Genomic DNA, 25,866 nt, shown 5'->3' on the forward strand with positions numbered 1-25,866 from the left:
ACGGCGCCGCGACACGCGTCGTGGGCCGTATCGTTCGGGCAGGTGATCTTGCCGCCCGGGCTGGACGACACCCCCGGCACGACCAGGAATCGCGAGGAGGCGCCGTGAGCGACGGAACGCAGCAGCAGAAGGCCACCCTCACGATCGGGGAACGCACCGCCGAATTCCCGGTACTGGCGGGGACGGACGGCATCCCGAGCGTCGACATCTCCACCTTGATGCGGCAGACGGGGCACACGACCCTCGACTACGGATTCGTCAACACCTCGGCGACGAAGTCGGCGATCACCTTCATCGACGGCGATAAGGGCATCCTGCGCTACCGCGGGTACCCGATCGAGCAGCTGGCGAAGCACAGCACCTACCTCGAGGTCGCGTGGCTGCTCATCTACGGGGAGCTTCCCACCGCCGACGAACTCGCCGAATTCGACAATCGCATCCGTCGTCACACCCTGCTGCACGAAGACCTCAAGCGGTTCTTCTCCGCCCTTCCCCACACAGCGCACCCGATGTCGGTGCTCTCCGCAGCGACAGCGGCCCTCTCGACCTATTACGAGCGCGAGTCCGACCCGAACAATCCGGAGCACGTCGAGCTGAACACCATCCGGATGCTCGCGAAGCTCCCCGTGATCGCCGCCTACGCGCACAAGAAGAGCGTCGGACAGGCTTTCCTCTACCCCGACAACTCGCTGAGCTTCGTGGACAACTTCCTCAAGCTCAACTTCGGCGTGCTCTCGGAGATCTACGACGTCGATCCCGTGATGACCCGGGCCCTCGAGCGGCTGCTGATCCTCCACGAGGACCACGAGCAGAACGCCTCCACCTCGACGGTGCGCCTCGTCGGATCGACGGGGGCGAATCAGTTCTCCTCGATCTCGGCCGGCATCAATGCGCTCTACGGTCCGCTGCATGGTGGGGCGAACGAGGCGGTGCTGGAGATGCTCGGCCGCATCCGCGACTCGGGCGAGGGCGTCCGCCGCTTCGTCGAGCGCGTGAAGAACAAGGAAGACGGTGTGAAGCTCATGGGCTTCGGGCACCGGGTCTACAAGAACTACGACCCGCGCGCGAAGCTCGTGAAGGAGTCCGCCGACGAGGTCCTCGAGGCGCTCGGGGTGAGCGACCCGCTGCTGGACCTCGCGAAGGAGCTCGAGACGATCGCACTGGAGGACGACTACTTCAAAGAACGTCGCCTCTACCCGAACGTGGACTTCTACACGGGCGTGATCTATAAGGCGATGGGCTTCCCCACCCGCATGTTCACCGTGCTGTTCGCGATCGGGCGCCTGCCCGGCTGGCTCGCGCACTGGCGCGAGATGCAGCAGGATCCGCAGACGAAGATCGGTCGCCCGCAGCAGCTGTACACCGGAGCCGTGGAACGGAACTACCCCGGCCAGGGGTGACCAGGCCCGACGTCAGGCGTGCAGCGCCTCGTTGAGCGTGACGCCGACTCCGGCCCGGCGCACCGCCTCGACGGCCCCGGTGATCGAGTTGCGGCGGTAGAGCAAGCCGTCGCGGCCCGACAGCTCCGCGCCCTTCACCACGGGCTGTGCCCCGTCGGCGCGCAGAGGCTCGTCGGCGAGCACGACCTTGGTGCCGGCCGTCACGTAGAGGCCCGCCTCGACGACGCAGTCGTCGCCGAGGGAGATGCCGATGCCGGCGTTGGCGCCGAGGAGCGTGCGGCGGCCGATCGAGATGCGGTGCGCACCGCCGCCGGAGAGGGTGCCCATGATCGAGGCGCCGCCGCCGATGTCGCTTCCGTCGCCGACGACGACGCCCTGCGAGATTCGGCCCTCGACCATCGAGGCGCCGAGCGTCCCGGCGTTGAAGTTGACGAAACCCTCGTGCATGACGGTGGTCCCGGGGGACAGGTAGGCGCCCAGGCGCACCCGCGAGGCGTCGGCGATGCGAACCGCGGCGGGCGTGACGTAATCGAGCAGGCGCGGGAACTTGTCCAGGCCCTGCACCTGGATGCCGTCCCGGGCGAGGAACGGACGCAGCCGCGTGAGGTCATCGGGATGCATGGGGCCCGCGGTCGTCCAGGCGACGTTGGGCAGCTGGCCGAAGATCCCGTCGAGGTTCAGGTCGTTCGGAGCGACCAGGCGGTGCGACAGCGCGTGCAGGCGGAGGTACGCGTCCACGGTGGAGGTGGGCGGGTGGTCGAGATCGATCTCGATCGCGACGACCTGGATGTCCACGGCCCGGCGGGGATCGGGAACCGCGTGCCGTTCGACGTCGGAGGGGGCCAGCGCCGGATCGAAGCCGCTGGGGAGCCGACCGAGGCGCGGCTCGGGGAACCACGCGTCCAGAGCCGTGCCGTTCTCGGCGATCGTCGACAGCCCTACGCCCCACACCCAGCGGTCTTCACCCATGCCTCCACGGTAGCGAACCCGAGCCCCTCGCCGAACGGTCGGACACGGACATGCTGGGTAGACTCCAGGGCGTGCCCGCGATCGATCTGTCCGCGTCATCCGTGGATCTCACCCGGACCATCTGCGACATCCCCAGTGTCTCCGGCGAGGAGACCCCCCTTGCGGAGGCGATCTTCGCGGCCGTCGCTGATCTGACCCACCTCGAGGTCTATCGCGACGGCGACACCATCGTGGCGCGGACGGATCTGGGGCGGGCCCAGCGGGTTGTGATCGCGGGGCACATCGACACCGTGCCGATCAACGCCAACGTGCCCACCCGCGACGTCGAGATCGACGGCGAGGCCTTCCTCTGGGGGCGGGGGACGGTCGACATGAAGGCGGGCGTCGCGGTGCAGCTCAAGCTCGCCGCCGAACTGACGGCGCCTCGCGTCGACCTCACGTGGATGTGGTACGACCACGAAGAGGTCGACGCCGACCTCAACGGCCTCACCCGCCTCGCCCGGACGCGCCCCGACCTGTTCGCCGGGGATTTCGCGATCCTTGGCGAGCCCTCGAACGGAACAGTCGAGGGTGGGTGCAACGGCAACCTTCGCGCGATCGTCCGCACCTCCGGGGTGCGCGCCCACAGCGCACGGGCCTGGGTCGGGGTCAACGCCATCCACGCCGCGGCCCCCGCGCTGGCCCGACTGGCGGAGTACCGCCCGCGCGACGTCAGCGTCGACGGGCTGGTCTACCGCGAGGGGCTCAACGCCGTCCGCATCCACGGGGGCATCGCCGGCAACGTCATCCCGGATGCCTGCGAGATCGAGGTCAACTACCGCTTCGCGCCGAGTCGCAGCGGCGAGGAAGCGGAGCGCCACGTCCGCGATGTCTTCGCGGGCTTCGACGTCGAGGTCGTCGATCTCGCCGAGGGGGCGCGACCCGGGCTCGACGCGCCGCTGGCCCAGGAGTTCGTCGACGCCGTCGGCGGAGAGCCCCGCCCCAAGTACGGGTGGACCGACGTCGCACGCTTCTCCGCCCTCGGGGTCCCCGCGGTGAACTACGGACCCGGCGATCCCCACCTGGCGCACCACGACGCGGAGCGGGTGCCGATCGCTCAGATCGAGGACGTCGAGCGCGGGCTGCGCGCGTGGCTCGCGGACTGATCTCCTCGCTCGCCGCCCGCCCTGCCGGAGCGGTGCTGCTGCGTCATCCGGCGCTGTTCATCCTCGTCCTCTACGCGCTCGCACGGGCCGTGACCACCGGTCTGTTCCTCCTCGCCTCGGCCCTGGCCCCCGCGGGCAGCCGGTTCGGTCCCGGCGCGAGCCTCGCCGACTACATCGTCGGGTGGGATGCGCAGTGGTACTGGCTGATCGCGGTCGAGGGGTACCCCGCCGACCTGCCCCGCGACGCCGAGGGCACGGTCGGCGAGAATGCCTGGGCCTTCATGCCGGTCTTCCCGATCCTCGCGAGGGCGGTGGGGGTGCCGCTCGGTGCGTGGGGGGCGGGGGGAGTGCTCGTCGCACTCGCCGCGGGCTACGGCTGCTGCGTGCTGCTGTGGATGCTGCTGCGCGAGCGCATCGGCCGGATCGCGGCGATGTGGGCCGTGGCGTTCTTCGCATTCGCGCCCCTCGCGGCGATGTTCCAGGTCGCCTACGCCGAGACGCTGTTCCTCCTCCTCCTGCTGTGGGTCCTGCGGTGTCTGCAGACGCGGCGGTACGGGTGGCTCTACCCCGCGGTCATCCTGATGGCCTACACCCGTCCGGGCGTCCTGGCCGTGGCGCTGCTGTTCGGCCTGTACGGGATCCAGCGCCTCGTCCAGCGGCGCGTCGACCCGCTCCGCCGGGCGGAGGTCGTGCACATCCTCGCGCTCGGAGCGCTGGCGACGGCCGCCGGATTCTCCTGGACTTTCCTCGCCGGCGCGGTGACATCGGACCCGACGGCGTATCTGGACACCGAGCTGGCCTGGCGGCGGCTGTGGGTGGGTGACACCGGCGGGTTCCTGCCCTTCGAGGGCTGGGTCCAGGCGGCGGAGTTCTGGTTCGGGGTCTGGGGGCTTCCCGCGTGGCTCGGGTTCACGGTCCTCGGGCTCGGAACAGCCGCGGTGGGCGGCCTGCTGCTCTTCGAACCCCACATCGCCCGGCTCGGAGTCGAGGTGCGGCTGTGGGCGGTGAGCTATGTGGTGTACCTCTTGGCGGTCTTCTTCCCCCAGTCGAGCGTCTTCCGGCTGCTGCTGCCCCTCTCGCCCCTCTGGGGGGCGTTCGCCGCGCCGCGGCATCCGGCGTGGCGCGTATCGATCCTCGCGTTGTGCGTGCTGGGTCAGTGGTGGTGGATCTGGAACATGTACGGTCTCGGGGTCTCGTTCTGGCAGATCCCCTGAGCGATCCGCATCTTCGGGCGAGGGGCGACGCTGCGGTGTCCGGCGCACCCGATAAACTTGACCGGTATACCGACGACGAAAGGGAGCCGCGATGGCAGCCATGAAGCCGCGAACCGGGGATGGGCCGATGGAGGCCGTGAAGGAAGGGCGCCTCATCATCGTCCGCGTCCCGCTGGAAGGCGGTGGCCGTCTGGTGGTCTCCGTCAACGACGCGGAAGCGAAGGAGCTCTACGACGTCCTCGGCGAGGTCGTGGGCGCCTGAGTCCGCACCGCACACTCGACAGTCAGAGCGACCGGTCTTCGGGCCGGTCGTTCTGCGTCGTCAGGCGTCCGCGCCGACCGTGGTCAGCTGGAGGAGGCTCTCGCCGACGATGGAGAGCGCGCCGATCACCGCGGAGGACGACAGCGTCTCCTGGATGAGCGATCGGTAGGCGGTGGTCACGGCGTCGCGTCGGACCGGGTCGGCCACCGCCCCGCCGCGCAGCACTCGGGGCACCAGCACCGTCCCGCCGATGCGCGCCAGGCGCAGTCCGTGCTCGACGTATTCGAGCACGCCGTCGGGGTCGGCGTCGATGAGGACGATGTCGTAGGAGGCCTCGTTCATGCGGGGGAGCACCTCGGCGGCGCGACCGGTGATGAAGCGCGCGCGGGCCGCGGGGATGCGCGCGTCAGCGAAGGCCTGACGCGCGGCACCCAGGTGCTCGGGCTCGTTGTCGATCGTCGTGAGCGTCGCCCGCGGGGAGCCGTGCAGGAGCCAGAGGCCCGACACCCCTCCTCCGGTTCCGATCTCGACGATGTTCAGCGCGCGCGACGACGCGGCGACGAGGGCGCACTGGGCTCCGACCGCCGCGCTGATCGGTGCGGCGCCGAGCTCGAGGGCGTGAGCCCTCGCGCGTGCGATGTGGTCGGGTTCGGGCGTCGCTTCGTCGGCGAAGCGGTGATTCGCGTCGTGCTCGCCCATGCGCTCGTCCTTCCTTCCGGCCTGCCGCCTCAGCCTACGGTGATCCGCGGGGCTGACTCCTCAGGCGCGGCGGTAATCTGGACGCATGTTCTTCGGGATCACGATCGAGAAGCTTCTGCTGATCGGCGTGATCGCCGCCCTCCTCATCGGTCCCGAGCGACTGCCCCGCTACGCCGAGTCGCTGGCCAGATTCACCCGCCGTACCCGCGACTTCCTGCAGGGCGCGAAAACCCGCGTCCGGGATGAGATGGGCTCGGACTTCGACGATGTCGACTGGAGGTCGCTGGACCCCCGCCAGTACGATCCCCGCCGGATCATCCGCGAAGCGCTCCTCGACGACGCGCCGGTGGCCACCGTCCGCGCGGCGCAGGCGGCATCGGTGGTGACCGCGATGGAGGCTGCCCCCGCGCGGAAGACCTCGCTCAGCGCCGGGGAGCGGCCGCCGTTCGACAGCGAAGCCACCTGATCTCACCGGGTGCGCAGCGGCAGTGCGCGGCCGGCGAGCCCTCTCGGTGAACGGGCGAGCAGCGCCGCGAGATCGTTGATCGCAAGGGCCGCGGGATCGTCGGGATGGGAGAGGACCACCGGTGTCCCGGCGTCTCCATCGGCGCGGAGGGCGGGACTGAGCGGGATCGAGGCGAGGAGTTCGACCGGCTCCGCCGTCGTCGACAGAGCGTCGGCGACCGCCGCCCCGCCTCCGGCGCCGAAGAGGTCGAGCGTCGTTCCGTCGGGGAGGGTCATCGGCGCCATCGTCTCGACCACGCCCACCACCCGCTGTCCGGTCTGCCGAGCGACGAGGCCACTGCGGACGGCGACATCGGCCGCCGCCGACTGCGGCGTCGTGGTCACCAGCACCTCGGCATCAGGGAGGAGCTGACCGACCGAGATGGCGATGTCACCGGTGCCCGGCGGCATGTCGAGCAGCAGGATGTCGAGGTCGCCGAACCAGACGTCGGTGAGGAACTGCTGCACCGTGCGATGAAGCATCGGTCCGCGCCAGGCGACCGCCCCGAGCGGCGCGTCGTCCGCTCCGCGCCTCAGGAACATCCCGATCGAGACGACCTTCACCCCGTGCGCGACCGGGGGGATCATGAGGTCGTCGATGCGGGTCGGCTGCGGCACCGATCCGTCGGCGCCGACAAGTCCGAGCAGCCCCGGGATCGAGAACCCGTGGACATCCGCGTCGACGAGTCCCACCGACAGACCGGACGCCGCGAGCGAGACGGCGAGGTTGGCGGTGAGCGTGGACTTGCCGACACCGCCCTTGCCGCTGGTGACGGCGATCACACGGGTGAGGGAGCCCGGGCCGAAGGGCATCTCCCGCCGTGCCCGCCCTCCGCGCAGGCGCTCGGTGAGTGCTGCCCTCTCATCGGGGGTCATGACGCCGAGGGTGACGTCGACGTCGCGGATGCCGGGAACGGATGCCGCGGCGCGGCGCACGTCGGATTCGATGCGATCGGACGCGGGGCAGCCGACGATCGTCAGTGCGATGGCGACGTGGGCGATCCCGTCGGCGGTGCGGACGTCTTTGACCATCTGCAGCTCGGAGAGCGGGCGCCGCAGTTCGGGGTCGCTCACCGCGCCGACGGCCGCGGCGACGGCCGAGGTCAGCGCCGCGTCGGTCACGGTCGCTCGCCGGGGGCGTCGCGCCGCTGGTCGAGATCCTCCAGCAGGGCACGCAGCTCGCTGCGAAGGGTGTCTTTGGTGACCACCTCGTCGGAGAAGTCGCGCAGGGTCATCCGCAGGGCCACGATCTCGCGGGCGAGGTACTCGGTGTCGGCGAGGTTCCGCTCGGCGCGCTGACGATCCTGCTCGATCTGCACCCGGTCGCGGTCGTCCTGACGGTTCTGCGCGAGCAGGATCAGAGGCGCGGCGTACGACGCCTGCAGCGAGAGGACGAGGGTCAGGGCGGTGAACCCGAACTCCGCGGAATCGAACCGCAGCCAGATCGGCATGAGCGTGTTCCAGGCGATCCAGCTGACGCAAAAGAGCGTCAGACCGAGCAGGAACACCGGCGTGCCCATGTTTCGTGCGATCCACTCGGTGAATCGCCCGAATCGGTCGCGCGAGGGCTGCGGGGTACGGCTGAGGACCCCGGACCGCCCCCGCGGGGCGTCCAGCGACACGGCGCCGCGGTTGCCGCGCGCCATCAGCGCCGCCCCGTCGGGCGCGCCGCCGGGGCGGCGGTGAGCGGAGGTCGGGCGCTGTCGTCGCCGTCGTGCGAGCGCCAGTCCTCAGGGAGCAGGTAGTCCAGCACGTCGTCGACGCTGACGGCGCCGACGAGCCGGTGCGCGCGATCCACGACGGGCAGCGAGACGAGGTTGTAGCTGGCCAGCATGCGCGCGACCTCCGCGGCCGATGCGGTCACGGGGACGGGATCGAGGGTGTCGTCGATGATGGTGCCGAGTCGTTCGTGGGGCGGATAGCGCAGCATCCGCTGGAAATGCACCGTTCCGAGCAGCCGACCTGTCGGCGTCTCGTACGGCGGCAGGGTGACGAAGACCGCGGCGGCAAGGGCCGGATGCAGCTCGTGACGCCGGATGAGGGCGAGGGCCTCGGCGACGGTCGCGTCGGCGGAGAGCACGATCGGCTCGCTCGTCATGAGTCCGCCCGCGGAGTCAGGGAGGTACTTCAGCAGTTCGCGGACGTCCTCGGCCTCCTCGGGTTCCATCAGCTCGAGGAGTTCTTCCAGACGCTCCTCGGGAAGCTGCCCCAGGAGGTCGGCGGCGTCGTCGGGCTCCATGTTGTCGAGGATGTGCGCGGCGCGCTCGTCGCCGAGCTGCTCGAGGATGTGGACCTGGTCGTCCTCGGGCATCTCCTCCAGAGCGTCGGCGAGTCGCTCGTCGGAGAGCTCCTCGGCGACCTCGAGCAGTCGGTCATCGGGAAGGTCGAGGAGGGTGTTGGCGAGGTCGGCGGGTTTGAGCTCGGAATAGGTGGCGACGAGCTGCTCCGCGGACTGCGCCTCGCCGGAGGTGTGATCCTCGCGGACGTCGGCCCACGACGAGAAGGTGGTCGGCCCCTTGGCGAACGGCGAGGCGCTGGTCTTGGGCTTGCGGAGGAACAGCTGGCCGACGTCCCATTCGCCGAGCCGGTTGCGCTCGATCGCGACGTCCTCGATCACCGCGTGACCCGAACCGTCGCGGAAGTAGACCTTGCGACCCAGCAGCTCCGACATCACGCGCACCTCGCCGCCGCGCTGCTGGAACTTCCGCACGTTGATCAGGCCGGTCGTGATGACCTGCCCGGTGGCGATGGAGGTGACCCGGTTGATCGAGAGGAAGACGTTCCGCCGGCCCGGGATCTCGACCACGAGTCCGATGACGCGGGGCGGATCGTCCTTCCGATAGATCACCACGACATCGCGGACCTTGCCCAGGCGATCGCCGGTGGGGTCGAAGACGGAGCACCCCGCCAGGCGCGCGACGAAAACCCTCTGCGTGCTCACGGGTCAAGCGTAGTCGCGCGTGGGAGGATGATGAGATGAGCATGATGGGTGGAGGGCGCCTGCCGCAGGGGCTGGAGGCCCCGGGTCAGGCGATTGCGAGCTTTCCCACGTACGAGGCGGCTCAGAAGGCCGTGTCGACCCTGATCGCCGCGGAGATCCCCGCCCGGGACATCGCGATCGTCGGTCACGATCTCCGCTCGGTCGAGCGGGTCACTGGACGGCTGGGTTACGCCGAGGCCGCACGCTCCGGCGCCATCAACGGACTTCTCCTGGGCATGCTGTTCTCCGCCATCCTCGTCCTCGGCTCGCCGTCGGTGCCGATCCAGGCGTTCGTGGGCGTGCTGTTCGTCGGCATCGCGATCGGCATGCTGCTGAGCCTCGTCACCTACTCGCTGGTGCGTCGCCGGCGCGATTTCGCCTCGGTGATGCAGGTTGTCGCGGAGCGTTACGACGTCACCGTGAGCGCGTCCGACGTCGCGAAGGCCCGCGGGGTGCTCGGCCCCCGCGCGACCGCGCCCGCCGCTGTCCCCGCGACGGCTGCGACCGCCGGCGATGAGCCGGCGTCGGCGCCCGCAGCGGACGGGACGGATGCCGCGGATGGCACCGAGTCGCCGGGCGGGACGCCCGCCGATGCTGAGCCGCCCCGCTACGGCGAACGCGTGACGCCGCCGCCCTCCGCCGGATCGGCGCCGGACGAGAGATGACTCTCGCGCGCGACGAGCGCATCGAGGTCGAGCTCCCGGGCGGCGCCGCCCTGGTGTCGGCCCTTCTCACGGTGCCCGACAACCCGTGGAGTGCGGTCGCCCTCGCGCATGGGGCGGGGGCGGGGCCCGAGCATCCGTTTCTCGCGGGCGCGGCTGCGGCGCTCGCACGTCACGGGGTCGCCGTGATGCGCTTCGCCTTCCCGTACCGCGAAGCCGGGCGCCGGATGCCCGGCCCGGCGACCCACGCGACGGCGACCTGGGTCGCGGCGATGGCGGCGCTCGCGGGCTGGTACCCGACGCTTGCGATCGCGGCGGCGGGGAAGTCCTACGGCGGCCGGATGGCGTCCCTGGCCGCCGCATCAGGGCTGATCGACCCCGCCGCCCTGATGTATCTCGGCTACCCCCTCCACCCGCCGGGCGAGCCGGCGAAGGAGCGCGCCGACCACCTCCCGGGGATCTCGCGGCCTCAGCTGTTCCTGTCGGGAACGCGCGACCCGTTCGTGCAGCCGCCCGACGCCCTCGAGCGTGTCGTCGCGGGATGCCCTGACGCCACCCTCACGTGGGTTCCCGGCGGCGATCACTCCTTCGAGGTCGCCGGTCACCGACGCGCCGGCGAGGTGATCGGGGGCGAGATCGGGGAAACGGTCGCGCAGTGGTGGCGGGGGCGCGCGCCTCAGCGCCCCGCGGCGTAGCCCTGCATCCCACGGGGGTTGGCCGCCGCCCAGAGAAGAGGGGGGTGCGCGCCGTCGGACGGCTCGCGGCCGACGGCGGACACCCGGCCGAGCGACCAGTCGCCGGCCCGCGTCACGACGTGACCGCGCCGTTCCAAGCCGGCGATGACCTCGTCGCCGAGCCGGTCCTCGACGACCGCACCGGCGGGCGTCCAGGTGCGGGGCCAGAACGATTCGGGGAGGGCGGTGGAGTGCAGCGCGGGAGCGTCGATGGCCTCCTGCGCTCGGTAGCCGCCCACGATCATGCGCAGCAGAGCGAGCAGCTGCCACTGGTCCTGCTGATCGCCGCCGGGGGAGCCCATCGCGAACCAGGGCCGTCCGGATCGAAGCGTCAGGGTGGGCGTGAGGGTCGTCCGCGGGCGGCGGCCCGGCTCGAGCGAGGAGGGGTGACCGGGTTCGAGCCACGTCATCTGAAGTCGTGTGCCGAGGCAGAACCCGAGGGCGGGGATCGTGGGGGAGGACTGCAGCCAGCCACCGGACGGCGTGACGGCGATGATGTTCCCCCAGCGATCGGCGACGTCGATGTGACAGGTGTCGCCCCGCGTCCGGCCCCGGCGGTCGACGGTGGGCTCGCCCGTCCCCGCGCCGCCGGAATGATCGGACGTCGTCCGCAGCGGCGGGATCCAGGGCTCGGCGCCGCCCAGGCGCCCAGGTCGGAACGTCTCCGCCGCCTCGTCCCCGATGAGCGCGCGGCGCGCGGCGAGATAGTCCTCGTCGAAGAGGCCCGTGATCCCCTCCGCATCGGAGGCGTCGCCGAACCAGGCTTCGCGGTCGGCGTAGGCGAGCTTCTGCACCTCGAGGATCGTGTGCGCGCCGCGCTCGGTGGAGGGATCGAGCAGGTCGTCGGAGAGGGGTTCGAGCAGCGCGAGCGTCTGCAGGAGCGCCGGGCCCTGCGTCCACGCTCCGGCCTTGGCGATCGTCACCCCGCGGAACTCCCGGGTGAAGGCCGGCTCGTATCCCGCTTCGAAGGCGGCGAAATCGGATGGTTCGATGACGGCGGCGTGCACGCCCCCGCCCGAGTGCCGGTGCGGTGTGCGCAGGAAGGCCGTGGCCTCCGCGGCGACGAAACCCTCCCGCCACTCGCGACGCGCCGCGTCGATGCGCGCCGCTCGATCCATCGCACCCTCGCCGCGCACCTGACGCGCGGCGTGGACGAGACCCTCGAGCACGCTCGCGTAGGCCGGATTGCGGACGACCTCTCCGGCGCGCGGCGGTCTGCCATCCGGCATCCACCGATCGGCTGAACTCGGCCAGTCGTCACGGAACAGCTCCGCGACCCGCCCGATCGTCGCGGCGGCCTGTGCGATGATCGGATGGCCCTCACGGGCGTAGCCGATGGCGTAGGCGAGCACGTCGGCGAGCTCCCACGTACCGTGGTCGCGCAGCAGCACGAGCCAGGCGTCGACGGCGCCGGGGACCGCGGCGGCGAGTCCCCCCGCTCCGGGCACCAGATCGAGTCCCTCGGCGGTGTACCGCGCGATGGTCGCCGCCTCCGGTGCCGGTCCCTGGCCCATCAGCACCACGGGGGTCGGGTCCTCGGCGGTGGCGAACACACCGACGAGATCGCCCCCCGGGCCGTTCAAATGCGGCTCGACCACGTGCAGCACAAAGGCCCCCGCGGTGGCCGCATCGAAGGCGTTGCCGCCGCGCTCGAGCACGGCCTGCGCCGAGGCGGTCGCGATCCAGTGCGTCGAGGCGGCCATCCCGAAGGTGCCCGACAGCGTCGGCCGGGTGGTGAACGCGGCCGGCGGAGTGAAGCTCACGAGGCCGGCGCGCTCGGCGAGAGCCGCGCGACCCACGCCTCGATCTCGTCCGCGGTCCGCGGAAGAGACGCCGACAGGTTCTCGGGCCCGTCTGCGGTCATCAGCACGTCGTCCTCGATGCGCACGCCGATGCCGCGGTACTCGGTCGGCACGGTGAGGTCGTCGATCTGGAAGTACAGGCCCGGTTCGATCGTGAACACCATGCCGGGCTCGAGGATCCCGTCGTAGTACATCTCGCGCCGCGCCTGAGCGCAGTCGTGCACATCGATCCCGAGGTGGTGACTGGTGCCGTGCACCATGTAGCGCCGGTGCTGTCCGCCGCGATCGGCGTCGAGCGCCTCATCGGCCGTGACCGGCAGCAGACCCCACTCGGCGGTGCGCTGCGCAATCACGCGCATCGCCGCCTCGTGGACGGAGCGGAACGTGACCCCGGGGCGGGCGGCGGCGAATGCGGCGTCGGCGGCCTCGCGGACGGTCTCGTACACCCGGCGCTGAACCTCGCTGAACCGGCCGCTCACCGGGATCGTCCGGGTGATGTCGGCGGTGTACAGGCTGTCGACCTCGACGCCGGCGTCGATGAGGATGAGGTCGCCGGGGGCCACGGTGCCGTCGTTGCGGGTCCAGTGCAGGTAGCACGCATGCGGGCCCGATGCGGCGATCGTGTCGTAGCCTTCGCGATTGCCGTCGGTGCGGGCCCGGAGGTGGAAGACGCCCTCCACCACGCGCTCACCGCGCGGATGGGCCAGAACGCGCGGGAGCTCGGCCACGATGTCATCGAATCCGCGCGCGGTCGCCTCGACCGCCAGACGCATCTGCTGGATCTCGAAGGCATCCTTGACCAGGCGGAGCTCGGACACCGCACGGGTCAGTCCGGCGTCGACGTCCACGACCAAGTCGTCGTCGGCCGCCGCGAACTCGTCCACGTGACGGGTACCCAGACCCAGGTCGGCGGCGACTCCGGCCAGGGCGGGCCGCGGTCCGATCCAGAACTCGCCGATCGAGGCGTCGGCGTAGAACTCCGGCGTCGTGCGGTCGGCGCGTTCGCGGAAGTAGAGGGTCGCGCCGTGCCCGCCCTCGGGACGCGGGTCCATGACGAGTACCGCGCCGGGTTCGGAGTCCGAACCCCACCCGGTCAGATGCGAGAACGCGGAGTGGGCGCGGAAGGGGTAGTCGGTGTCGTTGCTACGCGGCTTCATCTCGCCGGCCGGGATGACGAGCCGCTGCCCCGGGAACGCCGCCGAGAGACGCTCCCGGCGCGCGGCGGCGTACTCCGCCTGCGCACGCTGCGGCGGCAGTGTGTCGGGTCGCTCCGCCCACCCCGTGGAGATGCTGTCGAGGAAGCCCTGCGGGAACGGCTGGCGGCGATTGGTGGTCGTGTTCGAGGGGGAGTCGCCGGAGGTCGTCATCCCTCCAGTGTGGCACCTGGCCGCGGCACCCGAGCGGAACGGGCGGTTCTCGCGTCAGCCGGCGGGGTCGAGCTGGACGATCAGCGGGCGGTGGTCGCTGCCGGAGTCGTCCATCGTGCGCAGCACCACCGACGCGGTCGGCGTCCACTGCGCAGACACCATGACGTGATCGATGGCGGCCCCCAGCAGGGCGGGCATCGATGTCGACCACGTCCCCACCGAGCCGTTGCCGGTGCGGCTGGCGGCGTCCCGGCACCGGCCCATGTCGCCGCCGTCTACCCCCAGCCCGCTCATGTGATCGAGAGTTGCGTTGAAATCGCCGGCCATGATGACGTTCTGGTCGGCGCACTGGTCGGCGAGCCACTGCAGATCGGTGCGCCACTGATCCATGTACTCCCGGCGGGGAGCCACGGCGTGTGCGGCGACCACGATGGGTCCCTCTCCGTCGACCGGCATCGCCACCGCGCTCGGCAGCGTCGAGGTGTTCGTCGTGCCGTTGACCGACGACTCGATCACGCTGTAGTCGCCGAGGTCGGGCGTGATGAGCAGGGTGGTGGAGTGGGCATCCCATCCCTCGCCGGGGAAGTACTCCGTGTGGTGCGCCCACATCGGATGGCCGAGCTCGCGCATCGCGATCGCGACCTGCTCGCCGGTCTCGATGGTCGTCTCGGGCAGGGTGACCACGTCAGCATCCATCGCCACCGCGACGCGCGCGATGCTCTCCGCCGTCGTCGCCTCTCCGGCGGTGTTCCACGTCATAACCCGGATGCTGCCCTCGCCCTTCTCGGGGAGGGTCTGGGTGCCGATCCCGCGGCCGACGACCGTGGTGAGGCTCACCGCCGACGCCGCGACGCAGATGAGCACGAGAGTCAGCGCGAACGCACGGAGCGGGCGGATGATCGCGACGAGGAGGAACAGCACCGCCGCGGCGACGAGGACCGCGACCAGGACGGGACGGAACGACACGATCTGGGCGACGGGGAACGTGCGCTCGAGCCGGAAGAACGACGGCCACGTCAGGACGGCGGCCACGATCGCCGCCACCACGGCAAGCAGGATCCCGACCAGGCGAAGCACATCGCGACACTATGCGACGAGCCTGAAAGATCCGTCTGCCCCGCCGTCCGTGGGCGTCCGGGGACCGGTGGCCGGCGGTAGCGTGGGGGGATGCACAGCTCTCCCGGACCCCAGGGCCCCGGGGATCTGCACCTGCACTCGGTCTACTCCGACGGCACCGAGACGCCGGCCGAGGTCATGGCCGCCGCCGGCCGGCACGGCATGCGCACGGCAGCCCTGACCGATCACGACACCACGGCGGGCTGGCGCGAGGCCGCCGATGCGGCCACGAGACTGGGGCTGACGTTCCTGCCGGGGATGGAGCTGTCGGCGAAGCATCAGTGGCGGAGCGTCCACATCCTCGCCTACCTCTTCGACCCCGAGGATGAGAGGCTGCGCGCCCTGACGGATCGCATCCGTTCCTCACGCATGGACCGGGCGCAGGAGATGGCCGAGCGCATCAGCGCCGACTTCGACCTGGGGTGGAGCGACATCCTCGCCCAGACCACCGACGGCGCGACCGTCGGGCGTCCGCACATCGCCGACGCCCTCATCGCCCGAGGATACGTGCGAGACCGCACCGAGGCCTTCTCGCGCATCCTGCACCCCGGCGGCGACTACTACGTCGCGCTCTACGCCCCCGATCCGGTCACCGCGGTCGAGCGCATCACCCGGGCGGGCGGGGTGGCGGTGGTCGCCCACCCGGCAGGGCGGGGGATGCTGCCGCACGGCGTGATGCAGCAGATGATCGATGCCGGGCTCGCCGGCCTGGAGCTGCGCCACCGGGAGAACATCCCCGACCAGGTGCGACAGCTGCGGCGCGTCGTCGAGGAGCGAGACCTGATCGTCACCGGTTCCAGCGACTATCACGGGCAGGGAAAGCCGAACGTCCCGGGCGAGAACAGCACCGACACCGCGATGATCGAGCGGATCATCGACCTCGGGCGAGGGAGCAGCCCCGTCCTGGCCTGAACCCGGACGAGGCGCCGCCCCTACCGTTCAGCAGAGCACGCGCGGGCCGGTCAGGAGAGGACGCGGGCCTTCAGGCGCTCGTACTCCTCGGGCGTGATCGTGCCGGCATCCAGAAGGGTCTTGGCCTTGGCGATCTCGTCGGCCGGGCTCGGGTGCGCTCCCGGCCCCGCAACCGACTTGATGTAGTCGTCCTGCGCCTTCTGCATGGCCCGTACCTGGGCGGCGCTGCGCTCGGCCATGCCGCCGCCTCGCGCGATCAGATAGACGAGGGCCGTGAGGAACGGCACGAAGATGAGGAAGACGATCCAGATCGCCTTCGCCCACCCCTTCATCTTGTGGTCGCGGAAGAGGTCGCCGATGATGGCGAACAGCGCGAACAGGTAGGCGATGAAGGCGAACGCCCACAGGAACCACCAGATGAGGTCCCAGAACGACCCCCAGAATCCCTGGTACTCGATGGTGTCGGTAAAGCGCACGGTCGTGCCTTTCGTCGCGAGGGAGGACGGCGCCTCCTGCGCCGTCACGCTCACCATACCGCTCGACCCGCTTCGCTGCGCGGTGGATGTCAGCCGACGGTGGGAGCTCCACCCGTGCGCGGCGCGCGGCGGCGCCGGCGGCGACGTGCCGGGGCGGCGTTGCCATCGTGGTGACCCTTGCCGCTGCCGTCGTGCGTGCCCTGGCCGTCGGTCTCCGCGGCGCGTTCCGCGCCGTGCTCTGCGGGGACGCTGACGGCGTCCGCGGGAGCCGAACCCTCACTGCGGCGGCGCCGGCGGCGCGGAGCGTCGGACCGGGCGGCGCGGTCGGATCCGCCGGCGGCGGTCTTGACCGTCTCCGTCCGCGGTGCGGTGCTGAGGCGGCCGCGCACTCCGGCGGGGATGCCGAGGTCTTCGAAGAGGTGGGGGCTCGAGGAATAGGTCTCCCGCGGTTCGGGCTGACCGAATTCCAGCGCGCGGTTGATCAGCGCCCACTTGTGCAGGTCTTCCCAGTCGACGAAGGTGACGGCGATACCGGTCTTCCCGGCACGGCCGGTGCGGCCCGCGCGGTGCAGATACGTCTTCTCGTCGTCGGGGATCGTGTGGTTGATGACGTGGGTGACGTCGTCCACATCGATTCCCCGGGCAGCGACGTCGGTGGCGATGAGGATCTCCTTCTTCCCCGCCTTGAACGCCGCCATGGATCGCTCGCGGGCCTCCTGGCTCATGTCGCCGTGGACGGCGACGACGGAGAAGCCGCGGTCGCCGAGCTCGTCCATGAGCTTCTGGGCGGCACGCTTGGTGCGGGTGAAGACGACCGTCTTGCCGCGACCCTCCGCCTGGAGGATCCGCGCGATGACCTCGTCCTTGTCCAGCGAGTGCGCGCGGTAGACGAGGTGGTTGATGTTCGCCTGCGTGAGGCCCTCGTCGGGATCGTTGGCGCGGATGTGGATGGGGTTCGACATGAAGCGGCGTGCGAGGGTCACGATCGGACCGGGCATCGTCGCCGAGAAGAGCTGCGTGTGGCGTACCGCAGGGAGCTTCTGGAAGATCTTCTCGATGTCGGGGAGGAAGCCGAGGTCGAGCATCTTGTCGGCCTCGTCGAGGACGACCTCGACCGCGCCGGAGAGATCCAGCAGGCGCTGGCCCGCGAGGTCGATCAGGCGACCGGGCGTACCCACGACGATCTGCGCACCCGCCTGGAGCTGCTCGATCTGGCCCTCGTAGGCCTTGCCGCCGTAGATCGCGACCACCGAGGTGGAGCGGTTCTGCGTCAGCATGTCGATGTCCTCGTAGACCTGCACCGCGAGCTCGCGGGTCGGGACCACGATCAGCGCCTTCACGCCCGGGGACGGGTCGAGGCCGAGGCGCTGGACGACCGGGATGCCGAACCCGAAGGTCTTCCCGGTGCCGGTCTTCGCCTGCCCGATGATGTCCTGACCGGGGAGGCCGAGGGGGATGGTCTGCTCCTGGATGGGGAAGGAGTCGATGATGCCGCGCGCGGAGAGCGCCTCGACGATGTCCTGATCGACGCCGAGTTCGGCGAAAGTCGTCACGTTGTCATGCCTGTCTGTCGAAGGGGCCCGGATGGTGCAGACGGGCCGCGTGATGGATCCACGCCCTTCGTCGACCGCAGGCGCGGGGGTTCCGATCCGATGCCGGAACGCACTCCAGGATACCCGGCGACGCCCCCACGGCCGCCGCGGGCCCTCCCGCGGCGAGCCGCGAGGGTAAGGTGACGTGCGTGGTGAACTGGTTCTGGCGCAGGCAGCGTGGCACCGCTCGAACCCTGTCGTTGCGGTCGCGTGGGGATTTCGGCGACGCGCGACGCGTGGATTTCGCCGAGCTGGCTCCGGATGTCAACACGTTCCTCGGCCAGGCGGCCTACCTGCAGCTGGGCTTCTTCGAGACGCTCTCCGAGCTGATCGCGATGACGCCCTCGCTGGCGGAGAAGGAATCGCTCTCGAGAGCGGCGGGGGCGGCGCTGGCCAAGCACGAGGAGCTCGTCGCCCTGATCCGCGATCGCGGGGAGGACCCCACCTCGCTCATGCTGCCCTTCCGGGAGCCCCTGGACGCCTTCCGTCGGGCCACCCACGGCGTCCGGCCCGAGGAGACGATGCTCTCGGTGCACATCATCGCCGGCATGCTCGACGACTTCTATCTCGCCCTCTCGGCCAGCTACGCCGAGACGGGGCGTCGAGTGGCCCGGATCCTCCGCACCGACGACGACCGGCAGGCGATCGTCGAGCTGGTCGTCGAGGCGATCCAGAGCGACCCCGAGTGGCGGTCCCTGCTGGCGATGTGGGGGCGCCGCCTGGTGGGGGACACCCTCCTCATCGCCCGGGCGGCACTGCGGCCGACGACCCTCGCCGCCTCCGACGAGAAGCGGGTCGAGCCCGTCTTCACCGCCCTCATGGCGGCGCACTCGCGACGCATGGAGGACATGGGCCTGGCCGCCTGAGGCGCCCCGTCAGCGGTCGATGCCGTTCAGGCGATGCCGAGGCGACCGCGCTCCCGCCGGTCCGCGGCGATCCGCGCCCGGGTGAGGAACGCCACGACCGGCACGGTGACGACGGCCGGCGCGACGATCGCGCTCAGCCAGATCCACGGACTGTCGATCCCCACGCCCGCCCAGGTCAGCGCGCACCAGACGATGCCCGACGCCGCTGCCCCGATGAGGGGGATGAGCACCACGCCGCGGCTCTCGCGCCCCTTCGAGAGGAAGTGGACCGCCAGGCCGATCGCGGCCCCGGCGATGAAGGCCAGCAGGATCTGCATGCGAAGTCCTCAGGCGACGAAGCCGACGCGGCGGGACTCCTCGGTCCCGACCTCGATGTAGGCGAGCCCCGCGGTGGGGACGATGTAGGTGGTGCCCTTGCTGTCGGCGAAGGTGACGTGGGTGGCCCCGGCATCGAGCGCGGCTGCCACCGACGCCTTCACGTCCGCCGCCGACTCGCTCGTGTCGAAGTTGAGCTCGCGGCCGGTGTTCGCGATACCGATACGGATCTCCACAGGTCTGCCTTCCTCTCGCGCTCGGACCTCGATGCGCATGGCAACTCTACGACACCGGTGTGGTGACAGGCGTTGTCGGAGCCTCGGGCTAGCGTCGAGGCGTGACATCGATCGACCTGCGCGCGCTGATCCCCGGGCCGGGGGATGCGCGGTCGGTCTTCGACGACATCACGACCCTGGACGGCGATCAGTCGGCGGTGGTCCATCTGCCCCCGGACGCCTCGGGTGTGGTGGTGGGCGCCCCGGGGTCGGGCAAGACCCACTGCGTCGTCGAGCGCTTCCGGCACCTCGTTCACGACGGCGTCGAGCCCGACGAGATCCTCGTCCTCACCCCGACCCGTCAGACCGCAACGCTTCTGCGCGACCGGCTGTCGCTGGCCGCGGCGCGGGCGACCTCGGGTGCCCCGGCGCGGTCCGTGCCATCCTTCGCCTTCCAGATCGTCCGCGCGGCCGAGGTCGCCGCCGGCGGTGACGCCCCGCAGCTGCTGACCGGTGGCGACGAGGATCAGCTGCTGCGCGATCTCCTCGACGGCGACGCCGAGGACGAGGCCGCGGGTACACCGCGAGGCTGGCCGGCGTGGCTCGGACCGGAGATCCGCGCCACGGCCGGGTTTCGGACGGAGGTCCGCACCTTCCTCGCGGAGTGCACGACACTCGGGCTCGCGCCCGCCGCGCTCGCCCGACTCGCCCGCACCCACGAGGTGGAGGTGTGGCATCCGCTGGCGTCGTTCTTCCAGGAGTACCTGGATGTGCGCGCGGCGATGCGCGGAGCGCACCGTGACGCCGCGGGACTGGTCCGGGAGGCTGTCGGGCTCGTCCGCTCCGCGCGGGACACGGTGTCCGCCCGCGCCGCCGCGGGCGGTGTGCGCATCCTGCTCGTCGACGACGCGCAGGAGCTCACGCTGGGGGCGATCGAGCTGCTGGAGGCCTGTGCCGCTCGCGGGATCGCCGTGCTGGCGTTCGGGGATCCGGATGTCGGGGCGGGCGCGTTCCGCGGTGCGTCGCCGGAGAACTTCGCCCGGCTGGCCGCCTCGCTGCAGACGGTGCACGTGCTGGGTCGGGGGCATCGCGGCACCGCGGCGCAGCGCGAGACGGTGCGCCGCGTCGTGGAGCGAATCGGCGCCGTCGGTGTGGTGGCTCACCGCCGGGCGCCCGACCCCGCGGAGGCGGATACGTCGGTGCGGGCGCTGCTGCTACGGTCCGCGGCCGAGGAGTTCGACGCCGTCGCACGGATCCTCCGTGAGCGTCACCTCCTCGACGGCGTGCCCTGGCGGGACCTGGCGGTGATCGCCCACGACAGTCGTCAGGTCGCCGCGCTCGAAACCGAGCTGTCCGCCCGCGAGGTGCCGGCGCGCTCGCAGGGAGCGGGCCGCGCGCTCGGCGAGGCGCGCGCCGTCCGCGACATCCTCCGGCTGGTGGAGCTGGCCCACCGGCCGGTCGAGGACTGGACTGACGACGACGTCTCGGCCGCCCTCGAGGGAGCATGCGGCCGCCTCGACGCCATCGAGCTGCGGAGGCTGCGGACGAGCCTGCGGCATCTGGAGCTCGCCGCGGGCGGCGACCGGCCGGGGCGGGATCTCCTGCGCTCGGCGATGATCCATCCGCTCGAGTGGGAGCGGGTCGACACACGCGAGGCGCGACGCGCCGCCGCGGTCGCCAACACCCTCGCGCGCCTGCGGGAGCAGATCTCCCGGGACGCCACCGTGCACGAGCTGCTGTGGACGGCGTGGGAACGCAGCCGCCTGGAACGCGCGTGGGTGGAGCAGGCGAAGGGGCACGGGCCCCTCGCCGATCAGGCCGGGCGCGATCTCGACGCGATGGTCGGGCTCTTCCAGGCGGCCAAGCGCTTCGTCGAACGATCCGCCGAGGGCGACGCACGCGCCTTCATCCGGGGCATCCTCGACAGTGCGGTGGCCGACGACCGCCTGGATGCCGCGCTGTCGCGCGACGTCGTCGCCGTGATGACCCCGGCCTCCGCCCTCGGTCTGGACGTCGACACCGTCGTCGTCGCGGGCGTTCAGGAAGGGGTCTGGCCGAACACCCGGCACCGCGGCAGCCTGCTCGAGACATGGCGGCTTCCCGAGGTCGCCCGGCACGCCGGGGCACGGTCCGACGCGGCGACCGCCGCGCTGGACCGACGGCGCAGTGCGCTGCACGACGAGCTGCGTCTGTTCGCGCGCGCCGTGTCCAGGGCGCGCACCCGCACCATCGTCACCGCCGTCGACGACGACGACCTCGGCCCGAGCGTCTTGTTCGATCTGCTGCCCGAACCCGAGGTCCCCGTGGCATCCGCGGCTCACCCGCTGAGCCTCCGGGGCCTCGTCGCCGTCCACCGTCGCACCCTCACCGCCGCCGATGCGCAGGACGATCCTGCCGGGGTGCGGGCAGCAGCCGGGCAGCTCGCGCTGCTCGCCGCCGCCGACGTGCCGGGCGCGTCTCCCGAGGAATGGTACGGGGTGCGTCCGCCGACCTCGCGCGGGCCCCTGCGCGATCTGGAGCATGAACGCGTGCGGGTGTCGCCGTCCCGACTGCACGCCCTCGAGGAGTGCGAGCTGAACTGGCTGATCGCCGAGCTGGGGGGCGACCCCGGGAACACCACCGCCGGGGTCGGGACGATCATCCACGCTGCGCTCGAGATCGCCGCCGCCGGAACGGATGAAGAGGCGCTGTGGCAGGTGGTCGAGGGGCGCTGGCACGAGCTCTCCTTCGACGCGTCGTGGCAGGACCGGGCCGAGCGCGCCCGAGCCCGCGAACTGGTGCGGAGATTGGCGCGCTACCTGCGTCGTTTCGACGCCGACGGGGGCAGACTCCTCGACGCCGAACCCCATTTCGAAGTCCCGCTGGTGTTCGATCCCGCGCGACCCGCGGGACTCACCGTGGGCGCTGCGGGCGAGGCGCCGGCGCGCGCCGTGCTTTCGGGATACATCGACCGAGTCGAAGTCACCGCCGAAGGCGCGGTGGTGATCGTGGATCTGAAGACCGGCAAGAGCGAGCCGCAGACCGACGCGAAGGTGATCGATCACCCCCAGCTCGCCGCCTATCAGCTGGCCTTCGAGTCCGGCGCCATCCCCGGGACCGAGGGGCTGACCTCCGGCGGTGCCCGTCTGCTCGTGCTTCGACCGACCTCGCAGCGCGACTTCGTCACCCCGACGCAGCCGCCTTTCGACGACGAGCGTCGGTCGGCCTTCCTCTCCCGCATCCACGCCGCGGTCACGGTGATGACCGGGACGTCCTTCCGCGCGCCGTACGAAGAGCACTGCCGGGATGAGCACAGTCACGGCCTCTGCCGCATCCACACCGTCGGGGCGGTGAGCGCGTCGTGACCGAGGTGGTGACGGCACGCCTGTCCGCCGCGGTGATCGCGGCCGCGCTCGGCCAGTTCCCGCCGACCGACGAGCAGACCGCGGTGATCGAGTCCCCCCTGCGTCCCGCGCTCGTCGTCGCGGGGGCCGGCAGCGGGAAGACCGAGACGATGGCCGGGCGAGTGGTCTGGCTCATCGCGAACGGATTCGTGCGGCGCGATCAGGTCCTCGGGCTCACGTTCACACGCAAGGCGGCCGGCGAACTCGCCGACCGCGTGCAGCGGCGACTGCGCCGACTCGGCGAATTCGAGAGCGCCGGACTGCTGCCCCTGCTCCCCGAGCTGCACTCCTCGGGAGCCCTGGCGTTCTTATCCACCGAAAGCGCGCACCACGACGCGACGCGACGCGGCTACCTGCGCTCGCTGGCCGAGCGCGCCGGCGTGGAAGGCGGCGGCAGCACCGGCCACGACCTGCTCGAGCGCCCGGTCATCGCGACTTACAACAGCTTCGCCGACCAGATCGTCCGGGAGCACGCGATCCGGATCGGCCGCGACACCGATTCAGCTGTCCTGTCGGAGTCGGCCGCGTGGCTGCTGATGCGGCGGGTGGTGCTCGACTCCGACGATCCCCGCCTCGAGGATCGGCCGGAGGCGCTGCGTACCATCGTCGACGCCGCGCTGCGGATCGCGCGCGACGGTGCCGACAACCTCGTCGATTTCGACGCGCTCCGGCTGTTCCCCGAGAGGTTCGCCGATGTCCTGGCCCGTCCGTCGGAGAAGAGCGCGGTCACGGTCTATAAGGACGTCGTCGACGCCGAGTCCCGGGTTTCGGCGCTCTCGCTGCTGTCGGACCTCGCCCGGGAGTACCTCGACGCGAAGCGTCGACGCGGCGTGATCGACTTCTCCGACCAGGTGGCGGGGGCTCTCGAAGTGGTCCGCCGCCACCCCGGTGCGGCGGCCGACTTCCGCGATCGCTTCCGGGTCGTGCTGCTCGACGAGTACCAGGACACCTCGGTGAGCCAATCCGAGCTGCTCTCCGCACTGTTCGCCGGTTCCGCGGTGATGGCGGTCGGAGACCCCCATCAGGCGATCTACGGATGGCGCGGAGCGAGCTCGGGCAATCTCGGGGGCTTCGCCGCGGCCTTCTCGGGCCAGGCGGGGTGTGGCACCTATGCGCTGATGACCAGCTGGCGAAACAGCCGCGACATCCTTCGTGCCGCCGGGGCCGTGCTCGCACCGCTCGCGCCGCGGTCGCCCGTCACCGTCGCCGAGCTCCGCGCGCGGCCGGGCGCGCCGCAGGGCGAGATCGACATCGCGGTCGACGCCGACATCGACGCCGAGGCCGCACGGGTCGCCGAGTGGTTCGCCCGGGTGCGCGCGGATCGACGCCGCGCAGGCCTGCCCACCACCGGCGCGATCCTGTTCCGCAGCAAGAAGCACATGGTGAGGTTCGGAGACGCTCTGGGCCGGCGCGGTATCGCCCATCGGATCCTGGGCCTGGGGGGATTACTCTCCACCCCCGAGGTGGTCGACGTCGTCAGCGCCCTCCGCGTCATCAGCGACCCCACCGCGGGCTCGTCCCTCATCCGACTGCTCGCCGGGCCGCGCTGGGGGATCGGGCTCGCCGACCTCCGCGCGCTGTCGGACCTCGCCCGACGTCTGGCGACGCACGACACCGCGCTGCGGCCCCTCACGGACGTCGTCGCCGAACGGGTGCGCGCCGGCGCCGGGGAGGACCGAGCCTCGCTCGTCGATGCCCTGGACTTCGTGGTGCGGTCCGCCCCCGATCACGGGTGGCTCGCGGCATTCACGCCGGAGGCGCGGATGCGGCTGAAGGACGCGGGTGCGGTCTTCGCCGGCCTTCGTCAGGCGGCCGGTGCGCCCCTGCCTGATCTCATCCGCCTGATCGAGGCGGAACTCCTGCTGGACATCGAGCTCGCCGCGAATGAGACGCGCGGCCCCGCGCGGATCGCCTCGGCCCAGCTGCGCGCCTTCCTCGACGAGGTGCACGCCTTCCTCGCCGCCGACGACAGAGGCTCTCTCGCCAGCCTGTTGGCCTGGCTCGACCACGCCGAGAAGGTCGACGAGTTCGCGCCGCGAACCGAGCCCCCCGAGGACGACGTCGTGCAGCTCCTGACGATCCACGGGTCCAAGGGGCTCGAATGGGACGCCGTCGCCGTGGTGCGCATGGTCGCCGACGAACTCCCGTCTGCCGCGAAGGACACCCGGGGGTGGCTGGGATTCGGGGTCCTCCCGTACGCCTTCCGTGGCGACGCGGCGTGGCTTCCGACCCTGTCGTGGGAGGCGGAGGCCGCACCCTCGCAGCAGGACCTCAAACGCGAGATCGATGCCTTCATCGCAGCTCATCGGGCGCGGCAGCTCGACGAGGATCGTCGCCTGGCGTACGTCGCCGTCACCCGCGCCCGCGAACACCTGCTGCTGACCGCTTCGCCCTGGTCGGGGACGAAACGCCCGAGGCCGACGGGCGTGTTCCTGCGCGAGATCGCCGCCGCCCTCGGCGTCGACCTCGCCGAGCCGGATCTGGAATCGAACCCGTTCGAGGGCGATCGACGAATCCTCGCGTGGCCGATGGATCCGCTCGGGGCGCGTCGTCAGCGGGTCGAGAATGCCGCCCGCCTGGTGCGAGAGGCGATGGACGCACCTCCGGCCGCGCCGGACGAGGAGGTACGTATGCTGCTTGCCGAGCGTCGCGCGCGGACACGGCACCGCGCCGACCCGCTGCCCACCCGCATCCCCGCGTCCCGGTACAAGGACATGGTCTCGGCGGACGGGGCGCCCGACGACCCGGTGTCGCGACCGCTGCCGGAACGCCCCTACCGGCAGACGCGCATCGGGACGCAATTCCATGAGTGGGTCGAGCGACGTTCGGGGATCACCGCTCGCGCGGTCTCCCTGGACGATGCGCTGTGGGATGCAGGCGACGAGGCGGATTCCACAGCGGTGGATGAGCTCGCCCGGCTGCAGGAGCGCTTCCTGGCATCCGAGTGGGCGGGTCTGAAGCCGATCGAGGTCGAGACCGAGATCGACTTCACCATGACCGGTCCCGACGGCCGCCCGCACGTCATCATCTGCAAGCTCGATGCCGTCTACCGGCGGGGTGACCGCGTCGAGATCGTCGACTGGAAGACCGGCACGCCGCCGAAGAACGCGCGGGAGCGCCAGGAGCGGATGGTGCAGCTGGAGCTCTACCGCCGGGCGTACCACGCCAAGCACGGCATCCCCGTGTCTTCGATCGATGTGGCGCTCTACTACGTCGCCGACGACCTGGTCCTGCGCGGCTGACCGGGTCGGCG

At 71.3% G+C, this 25,866-nt stretch carries 23 protein-coding genes; 11 read left to right on the top strand and 12 right to left on the bottom strand.

The annotated features are described in order from the left end of the window. Positions 1 to 104 precede the first annotated feature (104 nt). A complete protein-coding gene (locus T9R20_RS07560) occupies positions 105 to 1,400 on the top strand; it encodes a citrate synthase (protein WP_322411910.1) in 1,296 nt (431 codons plus the stop codon). Positions 1,401 to 1,412: 12 nt separating this feature from the next. Here the strand turns inward: T9R20_RS07560 and dapD are convergent, their stop codons facing one another. Then, entirely contained in the window at positions 1,413 to 2,369 is a 957-nt protein-coding gene (gene dapD, locus T9R20_RS07565; protein WP_322411911.1) for a 2,3,4,5-tetrahydropyridine-2,6-dicarboxylate N-succinyltransferase, read from the bottom strand. Between the two features lie 71 nt (positions 2,370 to 2,440). Between dapD and dapE the strand changes: the two genes are divergently transcribed. The 3 genes from dapE (at position 2,441) to T9R20_RS07580 (ending at position 4,990) form a co-directional block, all read left to right on the top strand. Next, positions 2,441 to 3,514 carry a succinyl-diaminopimelate desuccinylase gene (gene dapE / locus T9R20_RS07570; protein ID WP_322411912.1) on the top strand — a complete coding sequence of 358 codons (1,074 nt, stop codon included), beginning with the start codon at positions 2,441 to 2,443 and terminating at the stop codon, positions 3,512 to 3,514. After that, entirely contained in the window at positions 3,499 to 4,728 is a 1,230-nt protein-coding gene (locus tag T9R20_RS07575) for a hypothetical protein (protein ID WP_322411913.1), read from the top strand. Before dapE ends, T9R20_RS07575 begins: the two co-directional genes overlap by 16 nt. A 91-nt stretch (positions 4,729 to 4,819) precedes the next feature. After that, positions 4,820 to 4,990 (top strand): DUF3117 domain-containing protein, encoded by a 171-nt coding sequence (locus T9R20_RS07580; RefSeq protein WP_124293549.1) that lies wholly within the window; start codon positions 4,820 to 4,822, stop codon positions 4,988 to 4,990. Between the two features lie 60 nt (positions 4,991 to 5,050). Here the strand turns inward: T9R20_RS07580 and T9R20_RS07585 are convergent, their stop codons facing one another. After that, positions 5,051 to 5,689, bottom strand: coding sequence for an O-methyltransferase (locus T9R20_RS07585; protein WP_322411914.1), 639 nt, complete (start codon positions 5,687 to 5,689; stop codon positions 5,051 to 5,053). Positions 5,690 to 5,774: 85 nt separating this feature from the next. Between T9R20_RS07585 and T9R20_RS07590 the strand changes: the two genes are divergently transcribed. Then, complete coding sequence (locus T9R20_RS07590) at positions 5,775 to 6,155, top strand: Sec-independent protein translocase TatB (protein ID WP_322411915.1); 381 nt, start codon at positions 5,775 to 5,777, stop codon at positions 6,153 to 6,155. A gap of 2 nt (positions 6,156 to 6,157) precedes the next feature. Here the strand turns inward: T9R20_RS07590 and T9R20_RS07595 are convergent, their stop codons facing one another. The 3 genes from T9R20_RS07595 to T9R20_RS07605 are packed head-to-tail and all read right to left on the bottom strand — an operon-like array spanning position 6,158 to position 9,134. Then, complete coding sequence (locus T9R20_RS07595) at positions 6,158 to 7,315, bottom strand: Mrp/NBP35 family ATP-binding protein (RefSeq protein WP_322411916.1); 1,158 nt, start codon at positions 7,313 to 7,315, stop codon at positions 6,158 to 6,160. Further along, on the bottom strand, positions 7,312 to 7,839 hold the full coding sequence (locus T9R20_RS07600; RefSeq protein WP_322411917.1) for a DUF1003 domain-containing protein: 528 nt from the start codon (positions 7,837 to 7,839) through the stop codon (positions 7,312 to 7,314). The genes T9R20_RS07595 and T9R20_RS07600 overlap by 4 nt, the downstream gene beginning before the upstream one ends. Next, a complete protein-coding gene (locus T9R20_RS07605) occupies positions 7,839 to 9,134 on the bottom strand; it encodes a magnesium transporter MgtE N-terminal domain-containing protein (RefSeq protein WP_322411918.1) in 1,296 nt (431 codons plus the stop codon). Before T9R20_RS07605 ends, T9R20_RS07600 begins: the two co-directional genes overlap by 1 nt. A gap of 35 nt (positions 9,135 to 9,169) precedes the next feature. On the opposite strand from T9R20_RS07605, the gene T9R20_RS07610 reads away from it, so the two are divergent. Next, on the top strand, positions 9,170 to 9,838 hold the full coding sequence (locus T9R20_RS07610) for a general stress protein (RefSeq protein WP_322411919.1): 669 nt from the start codon (positions 9,170 to 9,172) through the stop codon (positions 9,836 to 9,838). After that, on the top strand, positions 9,835 to 10,530 hold the full coding sequence (locus T9R20_RS07615; protein WP_322411920.1) for an alpha/beta family hydrolase: 696 nt from the start codon (positions 9,835 to 9,837) through the stop codon (positions 10,528 to 10,530). The genes T9R20_RS07610 and T9R20_RS07615 overlap by 4 nt, the downstream gene beginning before the upstream one ends. Here T9R20_RS07615 and T9R20_RS07620 read toward each other — a convergent pair. The 3 genes from T9R20_RS07620 to T9R20_RS07630 are packed head-to-tail and all read right to left on the bottom strand — an operon-like array spanning position 10,512 to position 14,815. Continuing rightward, positions 10,512 to 12,332 carry a gamma-glutamyltransferase family protein gene (locus T9R20_RS07620; RefSeq protein ID WP_322412134.1) on the bottom strand — a complete coding sequence of 607 codons (1,821 nt, stop codon included), beginning with the start codon at positions 12,330 to 12,332 and terminating at the stop codon, positions 10,512 to 10,514. The two genes, T9R20_RS07615 and T9R20_RS07620, sit on opposite strands and share 19 nt — an antisense overlap. Next, positions 12,329 to 13,738 carry an aminopeptidase P family protein gene (locus T9R20_RS07625; protein ID WP_322411921.1) on the bottom strand — a complete coding sequence of 470 codons (1,410 nt, stop codon included), beginning with the start codon at positions 13,736 to 13,738 and terminating at the stop codon, positions 12,329 to 12,331. The genes T9R20_RS07620 and T9R20_RS07625 overlap by 4 nt, the downstream gene beginning before the upstream one ends. A gap of 54 nt (positions 13,739 to 13,792) precedes the next feature. Next, positions 13,793 to 14,815, bottom strand: a complete 1,023-nt coding sequence (locus tag T9R20_RS07630) for an endonuclease/exonuclease/phosphatase family protein (protein WP_322411922.1) — start codon at positions 14,813 to 14,815, stop codon at positions 13,793 to 13,795. 90 nt (positions 14,816 to 14,905) lie between these two features. On the opposite strand from T9R20_RS07630, the gene T9R20_RS07635 reads away from it, so the two are divergent. Beyond that, entirely contained in the window at positions 14,906 to 15,766 is an 861-nt protein-coding gene (locus tag T9R20_RS07635; protein ID WP_322411923.1) for a PHP domain-containing protein, read from the top strand. A gap of 50 nt (positions 15,767 to 15,816) precedes the next feature. Here the strand turns inward: T9R20_RS07635 and T9R20_RS07640 are convergent, their stop codons facing one another. Both T9R20_RS07640 and T9R20_RS07645 read right to left on the bottom strand, forming a co-directional pair. Continuing rightward, positions 15,817 to 16,242: an SHOCT domain-containing protein gene (locus tag T9R20_RS07640; RefSeq protein WP_416182971.1), complete on the bottom strand. Its 426-nt coding sequence runs from the start codon at positions 16,240 to 16,242 to the stop codon at positions 15,817 to 15,819. An 89-nt stretch (positions 16,243 to 16,331) separates the two neighbouring features. Then, entirely contained in the window at positions 16,332 to 17,795 is a 1,464-nt protein-coding gene (locus T9R20_RS07645) for a DEAD/DEAH box helicase (protein ID WP_322411924.1), read from the bottom strand. A gap of 188 nt (positions 17,796 to 17,983) precedes the next feature. Here T9R20_RS07645 and T9R20_RS07650 point away from each other — a divergent pair, with 188 nt between their 5' ends. Further along, positions 17,984 to 18,700, top strand: coding sequence for a ferritin-like fold-containing protein (locus T9R20_RS07650; RefSeq protein WP_322411925.1), 717 nt, complete (start codon positions 17,984 to 17,986; stop codon positions 18,698 to 18,700). A 26-nt stretch (positions 18,701 to 18,726) separates the two neighbouring features. Here the strand turns inward: T9R20_RS07650 and T9R20_RS07655 are convergent, their stop codons facing one another. Then, positions 18,727 to 19,017 (bottom strand): hypothetical protein, encoded by a 291-nt coding sequence (locus T9R20_RS07655; protein ID WP_322411926.1) that lies wholly within the window; start codon positions 19,015 to 19,017, stop codon positions 18,727 to 18,729. Positions 19,018 to 19,026: 9 nt separating this feature from the next. Beyond that, positions 19,027 to 19,251 (bottom strand): DUF3107 domain-containing protein, encoded by a 225-nt coding sequence (locus T9R20_RS07660; RefSeq protein WP_322411927.1) that lies wholly within the window; start codon positions 19,249 to 19,251, stop codon positions 19,027 to 19,029. 101 nt (positions 19,252 to 19,352) lie between these two features. Here T9R20_RS07660 and T9R20_RS07665 point away from each other — a divergent pair, with 101 nt between their 5' ends. Beyond that, entirely contained in the window at positions 19,353 to 22,574 is a 3,222-nt protein-coding gene (locus T9R20_RS07665; RefSeq protein WP_322411928.1) for an ATP-dependent DNA helicase, read from the top strand. Then, complete coding sequence (locus T9R20_RS07670; RefSeq protein WP_322411929.1) at positions 22,571 to 25,855, top strand: ATP-dependent DNA helicase; 3,285 nt, start codon at positions 22,571 to 22,573, stop codon at positions 25,853 to 25,855. The genes T9R20_RS07665 and T9R20_RS07670 overlap by 4 nt, the downstream gene beginning before the upstream one ends. Positions 25,856 to 25,866 lie beyond the last annotated feature (11 nt).

Origin of the sequence: Microbacterium invictum (genome assembly GCF_034421375.1) — a bacterium.
GTDB classification, from domain to species: Bacteria; Actinomycetota; Actinomycetes; order Actinomycetales; family Microbacteriaceae; genus Microbacterium; species Microbacterium invictum_A.